16 protein-coding genes and 2 tRNA genes are annotated in these 15,498 nt (G+C 41.5%); 13 read left to right on the forward strand and 5 right to left on the reverse strand.

Annotation, left to right across the window (positions count from 1 at the left end; genetic code table 11):
• The first annotated feature begins 20 nt into the window (after positions 1-20).
• The 5 genes from IGJ28_RS06960 to IGJ28_RS06980 all read left to right on the forward strand — a co-directional run bounded on the left by IGJ28_RS06960 (position 21) and on the right by IGJ28_RS06980 (position 1,579).
• Positions 21-668, forward strand: coding sequence for a CBS and ACT domain-containing protein (locus tag IGJ28_RS06960; protein ID WP_003127602.1), 648 nt, complete (start codon positions 21-23; stop codon positions 666-668).
• Between the two features lie 124 nt (positions 669-792).
• Positions 793-1,029, forward strand: a complete 237-nt coding sequence (locus tag IGJ28_RS06965) for a DUF2969 domain-containing protein (protein ID WP_005471857.1) — start codon at positions 793-795, stop codon at positions 1,027-1,029.
• 85 nt (positions 1,030-1,114) lie between these two features.
• Positions 1,115-1,198: transfer RNA gene (locus IGJ28_RS06970), tRNA-Tyr, on the forward strand.
• Between the two features lies 1 nt (position 1,199).
• Positions 1,200-1,271: transfer RNA gene (locus tag IGJ28_RS06975), tRNA-Gln, on the forward strand.
• 140 nt (positions 1,272-1,411) lie between these two features.
• Positions 1,412-1,579 carry a hypothetical protein gene (locus IGJ28_RS06980; RefSeq protein ID WP_003127605.1) on the forward strand — a complete coding sequence of 56 codons (168 nt, stop codon included), beginning with the start codon at positions 1,412-1,414 and terminating at the stop codon, positions 1,577-1,579.
• Positions 1,580-1,735: 156 nt separating this feature from the next.
• Here the strand turns inward: IGJ28_RS06980 and IGJ28_RS06985 are convergent, their stop codons facing one another.
• The gene (locus tag IGJ28_RS06985; RefSeq protein ID WP_003127606.1) at positions 1,736-2,341 is read right to left on the reverse strand and encodes a TetR/AcrR family transcriptional regulator; all 606 of its coding nucleotides are present in this window, start codon (positions 2,339-2,341) and stop codon (positions 1,736-1,738) included.
• Between the two features lie 177 nt (positions 2,342-2,518).
• On the opposite strand from IGJ28_RS06985, the gene IGJ28_RS06990 reads away from it, so the two are divergent.
• Both IGJ28_RS06990 and IGJ28_RS06995 read left to right on the forward strand, forming a co-directional pair.
• Positions 2,519-6,751, forward strand: a complete 4,233-nt coding sequence (locus IGJ28_RS06990; protein WP_438845302.1) for an acyl-CoA dehydratase activase-related protein — start codon at positions 2,519-2,521, stop codon at positions 6,749-6,751.
• A 188-nt stretch (positions 6,752-6,939) separates the two neighbouring features.
• Complete coding sequence (locus IGJ28_RS06995; RefSeq protein ID WP_003127608.1) at positions 6,940-7,647, forward strand: GntR family transcriptional regulator; 708 nt, start codon at positions 6,940-6,942, stop codon at positions 7,645-7,647.
• Positions 7,648-7,839: 192 nt separating this feature from the next.
• Here the strand turns inward: IGJ28_RS06995 and IGJ28_RS07000 are convergent, their stop codons facing one another.
• Positions 7,840-8,475 carry a YigZ family protein gene (locus IGJ28_RS07000; RefSeq protein ID WP_003127609.1) on the reverse strand — a complete coding sequence of 212 codons (636 nt, stop codon included), beginning with the start codon at positions 8,473-8,475 and terminating at the stop codon, positions 7,840-7,842.
• A 101-nt stretch (positions 8,476-8,576) separates the two neighbouring features.
• On the opposite strand from IGJ28_RS07000, the gene IGJ28_RS07005 reads away from it, so the two are divergent.
• The 5 genes from IGJ28_RS07005 (at position 8,577) to hpf (ending at position 12,143) form a co-directional block, all read left to right on the forward strand.
• The gene (locus IGJ28_RS07005) at positions 8,577-8,870 is read left to right on the forward strand and encodes a DUF7662 domain-containing protein (protein ID WP_003127610.1); all 294 of its coding nucleotides are present in this window, start codon (positions 8,577-8,579) and stop codon (positions 8,868-8,870) included.
• A gap of 71 nt (positions 8,871-8,941) precedes the next feature.
• On the forward strand, positions 8,942-9,262 hold the full coding sequence (locus IGJ28_RS07010; RefSeq protein WP_003127611.1) for a PTS sugar transporter subunit IIB: 321 nt from the start codon (positions 8,942-8,944) through the stop codon (positions 9,260-9,262).
• A gap of 215 nt (positions 9,263-9,477) precedes the next feature.
• Complete coding sequence (locus tag IGJ28_RS07015; RefSeq protein WP_438845303.1) at positions 9,478-10,788, forward strand: DEAD/DEAH box helicase family protein; 1,311 nt, start codon at positions 9,478-9,480, stop codon at positions 10,786-10,788.
• On the forward strand, positions 10,778-11,452 hold the full coding sequence (locus IGJ28_RS07020) for a ComF family protein (protein ID WP_103300937.1): 675 nt from the start codon (positions 10,778-10,780) through the stop codon (positions 11,450-11,452). Before IGJ28_RS07015 ends, IGJ28_RS07020 begins: the two co-directional genes overlap by 11 nt.
• Before the next feature lie 133 nt (positions 11,453-11,585).
• Complete coding sequence (hpf, locus tag IGJ28_RS07025) at positions 11,586-12,143, forward strand: ribosome hibernation-promoting factor, HPF/YfiA family (RefSeq protein ID WP_003127615.1); 558 nt, start codon at positions 11,586-11,588, stop codon at positions 12,141-12,143.
• 250 nt (positions 12,144-12,393) lie between these two features.
• Here the strand turns inward: hpf and IGJ28_RS07030 are convergent, their stop codons facing one another.
• Complete coding sequence (locus IGJ28_RS07030; RefSeq protein WP_060813460.1) at positions 12,394-13,188, reverse strand: SDR family NAD(P)-dependent oxidoreductase; 795 nt, start codon at positions 13,186-13,188, stop codon at positions 12,394-12,396.
• Between the two features lie 18 nt (positions 13,189-13,206).
• Positions 13,207-14,049: an aldo/keto reductase gene (locus IGJ28_RS07035; protein WP_252712202.1), complete on the reverse strand. Its 843-nt coding sequence runs from the start codon at positions 14,047-14,049 to the stop codon at positions 13,207-13,209.
• 128 nt (positions 14,050-14,177) lie between these two features.
• Between IGJ28_RS07035 and IGJ28_RS07040 the strand changes: the two genes are divergently transcribed.
• A complete protein-coding gene (locus IGJ28_RS07040) occupies positions 14,178-14,537 on the forward strand; it encodes a winged helix-turn-helix transcriptional regulator (protein ID WP_003127619.1) in 360 nt (119 codons plus the stop codon).
• Between the two features lie 91 nt (positions 14,538-14,628).
• Here the strand turns inward: IGJ28_RS07040 and IGJ28_RS07045 are convergent, their stop codons facing one another.
• On the reverse strand, positions 14,629-15,498 hold the full coding sequence (locus tag IGJ28_RS07045; protein WP_003127620.1) for a sugar ABC transporter permease: 870 nt from the start codon (positions 15,496-15,498) through the stop codon (positions 14,629-14,631).

Below are 15,498 nucleotides of genomic sequence, written 5' to 3' on the forward strand. Positions count from 1 at the left end.
TACAACAAGGAGGATGAAAAATGAGTGTACGTGATTTTATGACCAAGAATGTCATCACTGTTCATTCGGCAATGCCAATATTTGATGCGATAGACTTAATGAAAAAACATGACATCCATCGATTGCCGGTTGTTGATCAGCAACGGTTAGTTGGCCTGATTACAGAAGGCACGATTGCAGAAGCAATGCCTTCAAAAGCGACAAGTTTAAGTGTTTATGAAATGAATTATTTATTAAACAAAACGACTGTAGCAGATATCATGCTGAAGAAAGTGACCACCATCAAACCGGAGGCGCTGCTAGAAGACGCGATTGCAGTCATGCGAGAAGAAAATGTCGGTGTGTTGCCTGTTTTAGCAGATGACGAACTAGTAGGGATCATTACGAATAATGATATCTTTGATGCTTTCTTGAAGATCACAGGTTATTATGAGGGCGGTACAAGAGTAGCTCTTGAGATTATTGATGACCACAGCGGTGTCTTAGCGGAAATCACGCAGTTATTAACAGATCATCAATTAAGTATTTTAACGATCGTGGTCAATCGAATGGCTTTGAAAACGATCGTAGAGATTCAAGTTGAATCCAGACAAGTGTCAGAAATCGAGAAAATTTTTGCCAATGCTGGGTATACGGTATTGAGTGCGGTATTGACCAATCAAAAATAAGCAAAAATCATGCAAACACAATCAGTGATTGCATGATTTTTTTCTGGATGAATGGTTGACTAGATTTGCTTTTGCTTTGCGGTGTTTTCTGGTAGAATAAACAAGGTATCTGAAAGAGGTGAGTATGATGTCGAAAAAAAATAAAGATATTGAAGTCCGTGTGGAAGAAACCGTTAAGGTGATCCAAGGAAAAGAATATGAAGTCCATCAACTAGTATTAGGGAAAAAAGTGATTGGTGAAATTCTCGCATCCGGTCCGAAAGAATTCCAAAGCTTTCTGGGCGAAGAAGATTTAGGTGCAAGCCGAACTTTGGATGCAGCAATTGAAACGATTTTGCGCCAATGGAACTTACATGAATAATTTCTTAAAAAAAATGACATTTTTCTCTTGCAATTTGTTATATTTTTAGGTATTATAACTGAGTCAGGTTTTTTAAAAGCCGTTTGGAGGAGTAGCGAAGTGGCTAAACGCGACGGACTGTAAATCCGTTCCTTCGGGTTCAGTGGTTCGAATCCACTCTCCTCCACCATTGGGGTATAGCCAAGCGGTAAGGCAACGGACTTTGACTCCGTCATGCGTTGGTTCGAATCCAGCTACCCCAGTCAGTGAACAATCAAGAGAAGTCAGCAAGCATGTCTTGCTGACTTTTCTTCGTTATTTATAGCAAATTTCTAAGGGTTAAAAGTTGAAGATTTTTTTTATTTACGATAGGCTATAGGTAAATAACTCAGGAGATGAGAAGATGAAATTTAAATTGAATCTAAAAGAAAAAGTCACCGAAGCAGCTGAACATGTGTATGATGTTGTCAAACGTGAAGATTATGCTATTCGTATTGCACCAAAAGGTATCAAAGTTACACAATTGCGTAAAACAAAAGATACGATCAAATGGCGTTCAAAGAATCATTGATTGCGAAAAGACATTGAGTAAAACAGCCCAATAACAAATAAACCGGACAAGAGTTGTCACCCGTTTCACGTTTTCCTGATTTCTGAGAGGAAGTACTGGGAGAAGCAACTCTGGTTCGGTTTTTTGATTTATACGATATACTCTCCTTCTCGTATGTTACCCTTCGATTTCGATACCGAGAACGGTTAAGTGTCCATTGGCGACTAATTTAATGACCAGTTTAGCTAGTTGGTCAGGAGTCATTTGACTATCGGCAGTAAGCCACCAGTGCAGAGTACCAACAAAAATCGATGTCATATATTCAATAACGAAATCCAGCGGTACTTCGATGGAGCTTTCTGTAATTTTTAATTTTGAAAAAATATGGTCATATTGTTCATAGAGAATCTCCGCGATTCGTTGCCGGACTAATTCGATGGCTGCGCCATCCATGATGGTCAGATAAAAAAAGCGATTGTCCTGAATGTGCTGATAGATTTTTGTCATCGCAAGTTCGACTCGTTTGATCTTGATTCGATTTCCCTGGACTAAATCTTCAAGGGACAAAATCGAAGTAAAGGAGTCGATTGCCATATCAAAAATTTTTTCATATAAATCTTGTTTGTCTTTATAATGAGCATAGAATGTCGCACGATTGATCATGGCTTCGTCGGCAATATCTTGGACAGTCACTTGATCGTAGCCTTTATGCTCTACGAGTCGGATAAAAGCCTCCATGATATGTTTATTCGTGCGTTGAACCCGCAAATCAACTTTTTTCATTTTTGTGAACTTCCTCTCAATTTAAACGACATTTTTACCGTTCCTGTTGCTTATCCCACACATCCCATGAATCTGTTTGTTGAAATGTCAATAGATTGTTCTTAAAATAGACATAAGTATTATAACAAACAGTTTGTAAGATAATCAACAAAGTGTTGGATAAAGCGGAGGCACCCTATGAAAAAATTAAGTGCTGGTATCGATGTAGGATCGACGACTGTCAAAATGGTGGTCTTGAATGAAAAAAAGCAGACCCTCTTTGCCAAGTATGAACGCCACTATTCGGATATCAAAACTGCCACAAAAAAAGTTTTACTGGAAGCTCAGGAAGTCATCGGTAATCAACAGGTCGCACTAGCAATCACTGGCTCTGGAGGGATGGGACTGGCCGAAGTTTTAGCGATCCCTTTCGTGCAAGAGGTCATTGCCTGTACTAAAACAGTTGAGACACTGATTCCTGAAACAAATGTTGCCATTGAATTAGGGGGAGAAGATGCCAAAATCACCTTTTTTGAAGGGGCGTTGGAACAACGAATGAATGGTAGCTGTGCAGGTGGGACGGGTGCGTTTATCGATCAAATGGCGGTATTGTTGAAAACCGATGCTAATGGTGTAAATGATTTAGCGAAAAATTATCAAACGATCTATCCTATCGCTTCCCGTTGCGGGGTATTCGCAAAAACAGATGTGCAACCTTTGATCAATGAAGGAGCAGATAAAGCCGACATCGCCGCCAGTATTTTTCAAGCAGTGGTCAATCAGACGATTGCAGGGTTAGCTGCTGGTCGTAAAATCAAGGGGAAAGTGGCTTTTTTAGGTGGCCCCCTTTATTTCATGTCTGAACTACGGCGCCGCTTTGTGGAGACACTGCAAATTGCTGAAGAAGACATTATTTTTCCAGAAAATCCCCAGCTGTTTGTTGCGATCGGCGCCGCTTTATATGGAGAAGAAACAGCTCAACTCAATACATTATTAGCCCGGTTATCAACCGATGATTCAGCGAAATTGCAACCGTCTCACACATTGGCGCCGCTATTTGCTACGGAAGAAGAGCTCGCAGTTTTTAGACAGCGTCATGGCCAATCTTCGGTGGAAGAAAAAAAACTTGCTTCTCATACAGGAGCAGCCTTTCTCGGTATCGATGCGGGTTCAACGACAACGAAAGTCGTATTGATCGACGAAGTGGGTAGGATTCTTTACTCTTTTTATGGCAACAATGAAGGGCAGCCATTGGAAACCACCATGCGGGTATTACAGGAAATGTATCAGCAGATGCCACCAGCTGTGTTTATTGGGAAAGCTGCGGTCACAGGATATGGAGAACAGTTGATCAAAAATGCACTGAAAATTGACATTGGTGAAGTTGAAACGATGGCTCATTATAAAGCCGCCGAACATTTCCAACCGGGGGTCGATTTTATTTTAGACATTGGCGGGCAGGATATGAAGGCCATGACTATCAAAGATGGTGCGCTCTCTTCGATCCAGCTGAATGAAGCTTGTTCCTCAGGCTGCGGGTCCTTTATTGAAACCTTTGCGCGTTCGCTGAAATACGAAGTCAAAGAATTTGCGTTAGCAGCCACTACTGCCAAGAATCCAGTCGATCTTGGTTCTCGCTGTACGGTATTCATGAATTCAAAAGTGAAACAAGTCCAAAAAGAAGGTGCATCTGTCGGGGATATTTCTGCGGGTCTCTCCTATTCTGTGATCAAAAATGCCTTGTATAAAGTGATCAAAATTCGTCGCCCAGAAGATCTAGGCGAAAAAATCGTCTGCCAAGGAGGAACTTTTTATAATGAGGCGGTGTTACGAGCCTTTGAAAAAATCAGCGGCAGGGAAGTCGTGCGGCCGTCAATTGCTGGCTTGATGGGGGCTTATGGTGCAGCACTGATCGCGTTAGAAAATTACGGGATTGGTGAAGTCACAACCTTGCTTTCAAGTGATGAATTGAGTCAATTTACTGCTGAAAAAGAATTCACTCATTGCGGGTTATGTGAAAATAATTGTATGCTGACTGTCACTTTATTCTCGGATGGACGCAAATTTATTACCGGAAATCGCTGCGAGCGGGGTGCCAGCATCAAAATCAAAAAAGAAGAGCGCAAGATAAATTTAGTCGATTACAAATACCGCCGCTTGTTTAAGTATCGCCCGCTTCGCAAAAAAGAAGCGTCTCGTGGGCGTATCGGCATTCCTCGTGTATTGAATCTATATGAAAACTATCCGTTATGGCATACTTTTTTTACAGAACTGGGCTTTCGCGTTGAATTGTCCCCACGATCAAACAAAGAATTGTATGAGAAAGGTATCGAGACGATTCCAAGTGATACCGCTTGTTATCCGGCCAAAATCGCTCATGGACATATTCAAGCGTTGATCGACCAAGGGGTCCCATTGATTTTTTATCCAGGAATTATTTTTGAAAGACCAGAAACAGCGCAGGCTGAGAATCATTTCAACTGTCCCATCGTACAAAGCTACCCAGATGTTATTCGCAACAATCTGGATGATATCCGCGCTGGTCGTGTGGATTATCGTAACCCGTTTCTAAATTTGGCAGACGAAACTTCAATGGTCAAAGTGTTGTCAGAAGAATTTCAAGATTTGGGTATCACTGAGACAGAGATCGCGCACGCATTGCGGCTTGGTTTTGAAGAATTGGATCAATTTAAGCTAGATGTTTGTCAGCAAGGGGAAAAAACCTTACGGATGCTGACCGAAACCAATCAGCGGGGCATCGTACTTTCTGGCAGACCCTATCATTTGGATCCGGAGATCAATCATGGGATCGCGGAAGTGATTACCCAAGAGGGCTTTCATGTATTAACAGAAGATAGCATTGCGCATTTGGGAAATGTCGGTCATTTACGGGTCGTTAATCAGTGGGTTTACCATTCTCGTTTATATGCCGCAGCACGGGTCGTCGCTAAAAGCAAGCAGTTGGAATTGGTCCAACTAAACTCATTTGGTTGTGGAATCGACGCCGTCACAACAGATCAAGTAGAAGAGATTATGGAACAATATGGCAAATTGTACACTGTATTGAAAATCGATGAAGGGGCTAATTTAGGCGCCATTCGGATCCGTTTACGTTCTCTTAAGGCAGCTGTCAATGAAAGGGAGAAAAACCATTTCATTCCTACTCAACGTTTTGAAGAACCAGCCAAGATCACATTTACTAAAGAAATGCGTAAACAACATACTTTGTTATTACCCATGCTAAGCCCAATCCATCAAAGCGTGTTAGTCGATGTGGCACTGCAAGCTTCGGGATACAATGTGATCTGCTTGCCGGCGGATGATCGAGAAGCAGTCAATGTGGGCCTGCGTTTCGTAAATAACGATGCTTGCTATCCAGCCATTATTTCCATCGGTCAATTGATCGAAGCACTCCAAAGTGGAAAATATGACTTGCAAAACACTAGCGTATTGATGACACAAACGGGCGGGGGATGTCGGGCAACCAATTATATCCCGCTGCTGCGTAAAGCATTGAACGAGGCGGGTTTTCCACAAGTTCCCGTCGTTTCGGTCTCCATGGGAAATCAAGGCGTGGAGTCAAATCCTGGCTTTAAGTTTACATTACCAATGCTCAAACGCGTGGCTGTTGCATTTTTGTATGGAGATTTATTTGAACGAGTTGTTTATCGAACGCGGCCTTATGAAGCCATCTCTGGTTCTGTAGATCGGCTTCATGAAACGTGGCTTAAAAAAGTTGAAAAAAATGTACGCAACGGTTCTTTTACTTTGTTCAACCACAACATGAAAAAAATCATTGCCGATTTTGATACGATTGATCTGCAGGACATCGTGAAACCAAGAGTCGGTGTGGTAGGCGAGATTTTAGTGAAATACTCTCCTACAGCGAATAACGATATCGTGAGACTTTTGGAAGCAGAAGGGGCGGAAGCGGTAGTACCAGACATGGTTGGTTTTATGAATTATTCGCTTTATAATCAGATTTGGCGCTATCAAAACCTAGGAATGGCCAAAAAAAGCAAATGGATCGCTGAATTTGCCATTGGATTGATCGAACGGATCCAAAAACCGATGGACCGTGCGTTGCGGGCTTCTCAGCGATTTGAAGGATTACACTCGATTTATCAATTAGCAGATGATGCTAGCAAAATCTTATCTATTGGTAATCATACGGGTGAAGGGTGGTTTTTGACTGGTGAAATGATTGATCTATTGAAATCTGATGTGACTAATATCGTTTGCATGCAGCCTTTTGGTTGTTTGCCAAATCATGTGGTCGGCAAGGGTGTAATCAAAGAACTGCGGCACCAATATCCTAAAGCCAATATTGCTGCGATTGATTATGATCCTGGAGTCTCCATGGTCAATCAATTGAATCGGATTCGTTTAATGTTGGCAACGGCCAATAAAGCTTTGCAAAGCAGCAACTAACATTCAGCGCTTTAACTATCCAATAAGACTGTACCAATTTGAGGGAACTTTTTTTCTTATTTTGTCTTTTGCAAGAAGAACAGAATGAAAAAAAGGATTTTTCCCTTAAATTGACAGTCTTTTTAGTTTTTTCATTGGTTATTTAGGTATATACCAGTTATAATAGAAACTGAATGGAGGAATAGACTATGGCAGAGAACTTACCCGTATACATACAGATACATGATCAAATCAAAGCAAACATCGAGAATGAAACCTACAAAATCGGTGACCGTTTGCCTTCTGAGCGCGAGTTAGCGAAACAATTCGGTGTTAGTCGCATGACATTGCGCCAAGCTATTCAGACACTAGCCGACGAAGGGATTTTGGAAAGAAAAATCGGATCAGGAACTTATGTGGCTCGTCAGAAAGTACAGGAGAAAATGAGCGGAACCACGAGTTTTACTGAGATCATGCGCTCACTTGGACGGGTGCCTTCTAGTAAAGCAGTGGCCTACTTCTTGACAGCCCCAAGTTCGAGTGAAATGGAAAAGTTGCAATTAGAAGGACATGAGACGATTTTACGGATGGAACGCATTCGTTATGCAGATGATGTACCTATTTGTTTCGAAGTGGCGAGTATTCCAGAGAAATTGATTCACAATTTTAGTAAAGAAGAAATCATCTCATCTTTGTATCATGTGTTAGAAGAAAAGGGCGGTCATAAGATCGGAGCTGCCTCACAAACGATCTCAGCAATGATTGCTTCGGAGCAAATCGCTGATTACTTGCAAATCAAACGCGGGGATGCAATTTTAAGAATGCGGCAAATTACCTGTTTTGAAAACGGACAACCATTTGAATACGTGCGTACACAATACGTAGGGAATCGTTTTGAATTTTATTTAGAAAAATAAGACAGGAAATAGAAAATTATATTGACCAAAGTGAAAGACAAAAGTGAAAGCTAGTAAACGAGGTGAAAGAGTAGCAAGAATTGTCAGAAATGATGCCTCAAGCAGATTCATGAGGCATCGCTTGACAGTAGCTATCTGAACAATCATTCTGCTTCACCAGCAAGTAATGACAACACAAATTCGATCTGTTTCTCAGGAAATCGGTCGTTCCACATAGCTGACAGGGCCGTGTGCGATCTCTAGTTGTCCTTGTAACAGATCTGTTAGATCGGCTTCTACCGCGGACAAGGATATTTCGGGAACCATCAGCGTTACTCGGATTTTATCCGTATAGTCAATGGATGCTAAGTGAATGTTTTGGTGCTCTAAGTGATTTTGCAGCTTTCCTAGCTGAGGATAATCGATGGTCAAATAAAGTGTCTGGTTAAGTGTCCCTTCAACGATACCGATTTCCTTTAAGGCAGCGGCAACAGTGCTTGCATAAGCGCGGATCAAACCGCCAGCGCCTAATTTCGTCCCACCAAAGTAACGGGTCACAACAGCAACCACATTGATTAATTCATTTTTTTTGAGGACATCTAGCATGGGGACGCCAGCGGTACCGCTTGGTTCCCCATCGTCGCTGCTTCGTTGGATCTCATTGTTTTCGCCAATAACAAAAGCACTGCAATTATGATTGGCCTTCCAATGCTCTTTTTTGAGAGCGAGGATGAATGCTTTGGCTTCCTCTTCGGAAGTGACACGTTTAAGGGAACAAATGAATCGGGATTTCTTGATTTCTTGTTCACTTTGTCCATCCTCACGAATGGTGCGATAACTATTCTTCATAGGCTCCTCCTTTTATTTTCAGTATAGGTAATGTGGAGAAAAGTTTCAATGAAAGAAATCAGTAAAGAATAAGTGAACGGATAAAAAAGGAGGCGTTGCCATTGAGTAAACGCAAGAAATACGATATCATCACTCATTACTTAAAATCTAATGGCGGTTCTCAAGTCACATTGACTTTCACACAATTTGATGAACTGTTATTTCCGGCGACAGGGCTGCCAAAGAGTGCCCGCAAGAGCATTGATTGGTGGGCCAATGATTATCGACATCCGGAAAACGGGGCCTATGCGTGGTTGAATGCAAGATATGAAGTGGTTCACGTGAATTTAAAGAAGGAATATGTTGTTTTCAATCAATTGGTCAAGTCCAATTGGTTAATAGACAGTAAGCGTTGACAAATTTGAAACTTGTTCTATACTAGGAATAGGTAATGTTATATTATTTAAAATTTTAGGGAGTGTTCGATATGGCTAAAAAAACGATTATGTTAGTTTGTTCCGCAGGAATGAGCACCAGCTTATTAGTGACAAAAATGCAGAAAGCTGCTGATGCAAAAGGTCTTGATACAGATATTTTTGCTGTTTCCGCTTCAGAAGCAGATCAACATTTAGAAAGCAAAGATGTGAACGTTTTATTATTAGGCCCTCAAGTTCGTTTCATGAAAGGCGATTTTGAAAAACGTTTAGCACCAAAGGGAATCCCATTGGAAGTTATCAACATGGCTGACTATGGTATGATGAATGGTGAAAAAGTGTTGGATCAAGCATTGACATTGATTGGTGAATAAGCCCAATCCATTTTCAACGATTACTTAAGACTATTGAGTAGAACCTTACAGGTTTCGAGTTTCTCTGTTTTGGCAGAAAATGAGAACGAGTAAGGTTCTTTTTTTGTGGATGGCGTACTTTAATTGTGTCGAATGTCCAAGGCTTTCGAAAAAACTAGAGAATGTACCTGCTTTTGAAGGCTTGATCAGTCATATATAACGAGAGGAGGGATACGATGGAAGAAGGCGGTCGTCAAATTTTAGTATCCGAAAGGGAACGCAACAACTCCGACCAACTCAAATGTGACATTCGTCCAGCCGTCTTAATCAAAGAGGGACAAATTGAATGTCAGCGTTGTGGCAGCTGCTTCAATAAAGAGGAGGTACAACTGCCAACAGGGATTCACTATTGCCCTGCCTGCATCCATTACGGACGGGCAGATACGTCTAAAGTTTTTGTGACAGTTTCGGAACAAAGCAGCGTCAGTTTTCCGAAAATTCATTGGCCTGGTCCACTAACGGTTTTTCAAAAAAGAATCTCACAAGCGTTGGTAAGAAATTATCAACAAAAAAAAGCAACGTTGGTTTGGTCGGTAACCGGCTCTGGCAAAACGGAAATGATTTTTGAAGTGATACAAGCGGCAAGGCTGCAAGGACATCGGGTAGCTGTCGTCTCTCCGCGAATCGATGTGTGCCGCGAACTGTTCCCTCGGATCCAACAGGCATTTCCCAAAGAATCTTGTTTACTGCTTTACGGAGATTCAGAGGAAGACTATCGGTATACAGACTTGCTTGTGGCGACCATTCATCAACTGCTGCATTTTTATCGGGCATTTGATCTGATAATCGTTGACGAAGTAGATGCTTTTCCTTATGAAGGGGACCAGCAACTAAGGTTCGGGTTAATGAATGCATTGAAAGCGACCGGCTGTCTGATTTATCTAAGTGCCACACCTTCAGATGCGTTACTAAAAGAAACAACAAATTTTGCAGTGGAAAAAATGCCGCTGCGTTTTCATCAGCGACCGCTGATCGTTCCTCAACTGATTTGGTATGAAGGTTGGCGTAACGTGTATCAAACAAAAAGAAGACTACGGCGTTTATTGTTTCATCTGCAACGCCTATCTCAAACAAATTTTGTCTTAGTTTTTTGCCCAAGTATTGTTTTTATGGAACGGCTAGAAAAAGCTGTTCGATCATTCTTAAAAGAGGAGACGATAACCAGTGTTTCAGCAAAAGACCCTGCTCGAATAGAAAAAGTAGTCAAGGCGCGCAATTCAAAGTATCAGATTCTTTTCACAACTACCATCTTGGAACGAGGTGTTACCTTTGAAAATGTTTCTGTAGTGGTGATGGGAGCAGATCATCCTGTTTTTTCTAAATCAGCACTGGTCCAGATTGCTGGACGAGTTGATCGAAAAGGTCCATTCAATCATGGAGAAGTTCTCTTTTTCTATGATCAGGCAACATCAGCGATTCGTAAGGCGATCTTGGAAATCCAAGCGATGAATCGATTAGCAAAGGAGTGGCTGGCAAGTGAAGTGTAGCTGGTGCCAACAGGAGTTTGCACGAGAACTGTGGCTGCGGGAGATTTTATGGCCATTAGGAATTCCTGCTTCAGAGAAGTGTCCAGACTGTAGGAGTAAATTGCAGTTTGTTGATTTGACTAGCTGCTGCAAGACATGTTGTAATGAAAGCCAAAATTGTCGGGATTGTCGCTATTGGGGGCAACGTTATCCAAAGTTTCAGCTGCAGCATCGTGCTCTGATGACATACAATCAAGGAATGCAGGAGTGGCTCCATCAATACAAATTAATGGGCGATTTTCGTCTGCGGGCTACCTTTCTCCCAGAGATCAAGCAAGCTTTCAAAGGATTGCTCTATGATCTGGTCATCCCGATCCCCCTTTCTCATGAACGCTATCAGCAGCGTGGCTTTAATCAAGTGACAGCAGTATTACAAGCTGCCGGGATTGATTACCGATCCTTACTAAAGAAAAAGATCCATTTACCTCCTCAAGCAGCAATGACTAGAAACGAACGATTAGCAGCTCCGCAACCATTTATTATCGAAAAGGCTCAAGAAATCAAGGACAAACGTGTGTTGCTGGTGGATGATGTGTATACGACTGGACAAACAATTTATCATGCTGCAGAAGTACTTTTGACTTGCCAGCCGAAAACGATCACGTCCTTTTCTTTTGCCAGATAAGGAATTGTAAACGCTTAAAAAAATCTTAGCGATTCGCTTTCCAAATGCAAGATACTTCGATATAATAGAGTTAAGAAGAAGAAGAGAGTGGTCCTTTTCCTTCTTAGTGTGGTAGACGAAAGGGGTAATTTTTATGTTTAGATATAATGTACGTGGCGAAAATATCGAGGTAACTGAAGCGATCCGCGATTACGTTGAGAAAAAAGTAGGTAAACTAGAGCGTTATTTTAATGATGTGCCTGAAGCAACAGCGCATGTTAATTTGAAAGTATATACCGAAAAAACAGCAAAAGTTGAAGTAACCATTCCGTTACCATTCCTAGTCTTGCGTGCGGAAGAAACTTCTCCTGATCTATATGCAAGTATTGATTTGGTTGTTGATAAATTGGAACGCCAAATCCGTAAATTCAAAACGAAAATCAACCGTAAATCTCGGGAAACAGCTTTAGTGGCTCCAGACAATGGCGACTTATTCACAACGGATACAAACGAAGAAGAAACCAATGGAGCAGAACTAGACATTGTACGTACAAAACGTCTTTCTCTAAAACCGATGGATAGTGAAGAAGCCGTTTTGCAAATGAATATGCTAGGACATAACTTCTTCATTTTTGAAGATGCCGAAACAAACGGCACAAGCATTGTTTATCGCCGTAAAGACGGCAAGTATGGATTGATCGAAACCGATTGATCAAAGAATGACTTGTCGGAAATCCCCAAAAAAGTCTTTTTTGACAGAGCAGAGTGATCTGCTCTGTTTTTTTGAATAAAAAAGCTGTGATAAAAGGGGCAGTTAAACAAAATGATTCGCTGAGTGAAATAAAATTGCCCCATCAATCCTGCAGGTGTAAATCCGATCTGCGGGATCATAGGGGCAATTTCATGGCCTTTCGGCTGCTGTGTTTGCTAAAGTCTTTTTGACATAGTTCTTTGCTGAGAAATCAATAAATCGTTGGTACTAAACCACCGTCGAGTCTCAAGGCGGCTCCAGAGAAAGAGGATGCGTAAGGACTAGCAACGAAAGCTACAAAGCGTCCAATCTCTTCTGGACGAATGAGCCGTTGAATTTGAGACAGTGGGCGATGCTTTTTCATGAAATCTTCTTCCCACATGGACTCCGGCAAATCACTTTCTTGATACATCGTTTTCAGCATCGTTTCTACGCCTTCGGTCAGTGTTGAACCAGGCATGATCGTATTTACAGTGACCTGTGTCCCAGCGGTGAGTTTTGACAAACTTTTAGCCAAAGAGAGGTTCATCGTTTTTGTCATGCTGTACTGCGGCATTTCTCCAGAAGGCATAACGGCTTCTTCACTGGCAATAAAAATCACACGGCCGAAGTTTTGTTGGAGCATATGAGGCAAATAAAATTTTGCTAAAGCATTTCCCGACAAAACATTCACATGGAAAAAATGTTCCCAAACTTCATCGGTAATTTCCATGTAATCCATTGGTTCGAAGATCCCCATATTATTGACAAGAATATCTACTTTAGGGAAGTGGTCAAAAAGCTGTTGGCGAGCTGCTGCATCGGCTAGATCATATGGAGCCACTTGAGGATTCGTCTTAGGAAATTTTTCTTTTAATTCAGCAACGACAGCTTTGACACTGTCCTCTTGCCGTCCATTGACGATGACATCCGCGCCTTCTTTTGCCAGCTCGAAAGCAATTGCTTTCCCAATACCTTTCGTAGAGCCAGTGACCAGTGCTGTTTTCTTTGTTAATCCTAATTCCATTTCCTTCACTCCATTTCCTTAGTTAAAGTTAAATTGATCCGGATCGGGACCTACCCGGTGATCTTCATTCAAACGATTAAGTTCACGCATATCTTCTTCCGACAAAGAAAAATCAAAGAGTTGCTGATTTTGTTCCATTCTGTCGGGATTAACTGTCTTAACTACCAGTAAAATATCTTGCTGGATATGCCAGCGTAAGGCGATTTGTGCAGGGGATACGTGATGGCGTTGAGCCATCTTTACGAGGATCGGATGTTGGAGAATCTGACCTTGCATCAATGGAGACCAAGCTTGGATCTTGATTGCTTGTTGCTGACAATAATCACGCAGTTCTTTTTGAGCTAATTTTGGATGTAGTTCCACTTGATTTAACACAGGTTTGACTTTTGCTGCAGCGAGCAATTCCTTCAAATGATGGCTCTGAAAATTGCTGACGCCGATGGCTTTGATCTTTCCAGCTTGATGGAGGTCTTCAAGTGCCCGCCAAGATTCTTGATACGCATTTTTGCCAGGCCAGTGGAGCAAATAAAGGTCTAAATAATCCAATTGCAAAAGCGCGAGGGACTTTTCAAAAGCCGCGATCGTTTCATCGTAGGTCAAATAATTGTTCCAAACTTTAGAAGTGACAAAGAGTTCTTCTCGTGTAAGTCCCGTTGCTGCTAGTCCTTCTTTGATCCCTTGGCCTGTTCCGCTTTCATTATCATATATTTGCGCGGTATCAATCAAACGATAACCTTTTAAAATGCCGTTTTTTACAACAGCAGCTACTTCTTCATCAGGAATTTGAAAGACGCCCAAACCAAAGCCAGGAATGCTGACTTGTTCGTTCAATGTAATTGTGTCGGTTAATGAATGAATCATATAAATTTCCTCCTTGATTTTTGGTAAATATACCTTATACTAAAAAAGTTCAGATGAATAGTACCTACTTTTTTGTGCTATAGTGTCAAAAAAGTTACTTTTTTGAATTTAAAGGAAGTGTTTGAAGTATGACTCCAAAAAAATACAACATTGGTGTGGAAGCTACTATGGATGTGATCGGTGGAAAATGGAAACCGATTATTCTGTGTAATCTACGAGATGGCGCCTTGCGTCCGAGTGATTTGAAGCGACGGATACCTGATATCAGTCAAAAAATGCTGACGCAGCAACTAAGAGAGCTGGAGACAGACGGCATCGTTTTGCGAACCTCTTATCACCAAGTTCCACCAAAGGTTGTCTATTCTCTCAGCGACTATGGTCTGACATTAAGCAGCGTATTGGATGCTCTCTGTCATTGGGGAGAAATGCATGTTTCAACATTGAAAGAACAAGGCGTTGAAGTAGCGTTAGCTAGTCAAGAGGCGTAGGGAAGATCAAAAACAAAAACTAGCAATCGTCGAGTCGAGAGTCACTCAGCGATTGCTAGTTTTGCTTAAAAAAAGTGAGGTAGGAAGAGGGTTATTTCACTGAACCGGAAGTAATTCCTTGTACATAATATTTTTGCATATAGATAAAGAGTAGGGTGATTGGAATAGCGATCAGCACACAGCCAGCTGTAAAGGACATAAACAACGAATTGGCTGTTGTTTTTGTCATCATAGAATAAAGTCCGATCGCAACGGTATAGTTTTTGACGTCATCACCCATGATGATTCGAGCAAAGATGAAATCCATCCAAGGACCCATGAAGGCCATCAAAGAGGTATAGACGATAATTGGTTTTGATAAAGGCAATGTGATCTTGGTAAAAATATGCCATTTATTGGCACCATCGATCATAGCAGACTCATCTAGCGCCATTGGAATCGTATCAAAGAACCCTTTGGCAACGTAGAATCCCAGTGCCGCTCCAGCCGAATAAACCAAGATCAGCGCCAATAAGCTTTGTGTTAGGTTGAGGGCTTTTAGAATATAATAAACGGCGATCATGCTCATAAAGCCTGGGAACATATTCAATACCAAGGCAACTTTCAAGAAAGGTTTACGAAGTCTAAAGCGCAACCGTGAGAGAGAGTAGGCCATTGCGATTGTAATAAATGTAGACAAAAGACAGCTGCAGACAGCAACAAACAATGTATTCAAGAACCAGCGGACAAAAGGGTAGCTGCCGCTATCATTGGCTAATAGTTGTCGGTAATTTTCAAAAGTGAATTCTTTGGGAATGATATAAGGAACGAAGGCCCCACCTTCTCCTCTAAAACTTGTCAAAATGATCCAAACGATCGGGAATAACCAAAGAACAGAAAGAATGATCAAAATCGTATAAATCAGAAAACGGGTTTTTGACTGCCCTTGTTGGTAGCCGGATTTCTTTTTCTTTACAGACAT

The sequence above is a fragment of the Enterococcus sp. AZ091 genome (assembly GCF_051714805.1).
Classification (GTDB): Bacteria; Bacillota; Bacilli; order Lactobacillales; family Enterococcaceae; genus Enterococcus_D; species Enterococcus_D gallinarum.

Excerpts from the sequence above, each read along its gene's own strand:
- IGJ28_RS06960 (WP_003127602.1), top strand. The coding sequence starts at position 21 with ATGAGTGTACGTGATTTTATGACCAAGAATGTCATCACTGTTCATTCG.
- IGJ28_RS06965 (WP_005471857.1), top strand. The coding sequence starts at position 793 with ATGATGTCGAAAAAAAATAAAGATATTGAAGTCCGTGTGGAAGAAACC.
- IGJ28_RS06980 (WP_003127605.1), top strand. The coding sequence starts at position 1,412 with ATGAAATTTAAATTGAATCTAAAAGAAAAAGTCACCGAAGCAGCTGAA.
- IGJ28_RS06985 (WP_003127606.1), bottom strand. The coding sequence starts at position 2,341 with ATGAAAAAAGTTGATTTGCGGGTTCAACGCACGAATAAACATATCATG.
- IGJ28_RS06990 (WP_438845302.1), top strand. The coding sequence starts at position 2,519 with ATGAAAAAATTAAGTGCTGGTATCGATGTAGGATCGACGACTGTCAAA.
- IGJ28_RS06995 (WP_003127608.1), top strand. The coding sequence starts at position 6,940 with ATGGCAGAGAACTTACCCGTATACATACAGATACATGATCAAATCAAA.
- IGJ28_RS07000 (WP_003127609.1), bottom strand. The coding sequence starts at position 8,475 with ATGAAGAATAGTTATCGCACCATTCGTGAGGATGGACAAAGTGAACAA.
- IGJ28_RS07010 (WP_003127611.1), top strand. The coding sequence starts at position 8,942 with ATGGCTAAAAAAACGATTATGTTAGTTTGTTCCGCAGGAATGAGCACC.
- IGJ28_RS07015 (WP_438845303.1), top strand. The coding sequence starts at position 9,478 with ATGGAAGAAGGCGGTCGTCAAATTTTAGTATCCGAAAGGGAACGCAAC.
- hpf (WP_003127615.1), top strand. The coding sequence starts at position 11,586 with ATGTTTAGATATAATGTACGTGGCGAAAATATCGAGGTAACTGAAGCG.
- IGJ28_RS07030 (WP_060813460.1), bottom strand. The coding sequence starts at position 13,188 with ATGGAATTAGGATTAACAAAGAAAACAGCACTGGTCACTGGCTCTACG.
- IGJ28_RS07035 (WP_252712202.1), bottom strand. The coding sequence starts at position 14,049 with ATGATTCATTCATTAACCGACACAATTACATTGAACGAACAAGTCAGC.
- IGJ28_RS07040 (WP_003127619.1), top strand. The coding sequence starts at position 14,178 with ATGACTCCAAAAAAATACAACATTGGTGTGGAAGCTACTATGGATGTG.
- IGJ28_RS07045 (WP_003127620.1), bottom strand. The coding sequence starts at position 15,498 with ATGTCTGTAAAGAAAAAGAAATCCGGCTACCAACAAGGGCAGTCAAAA.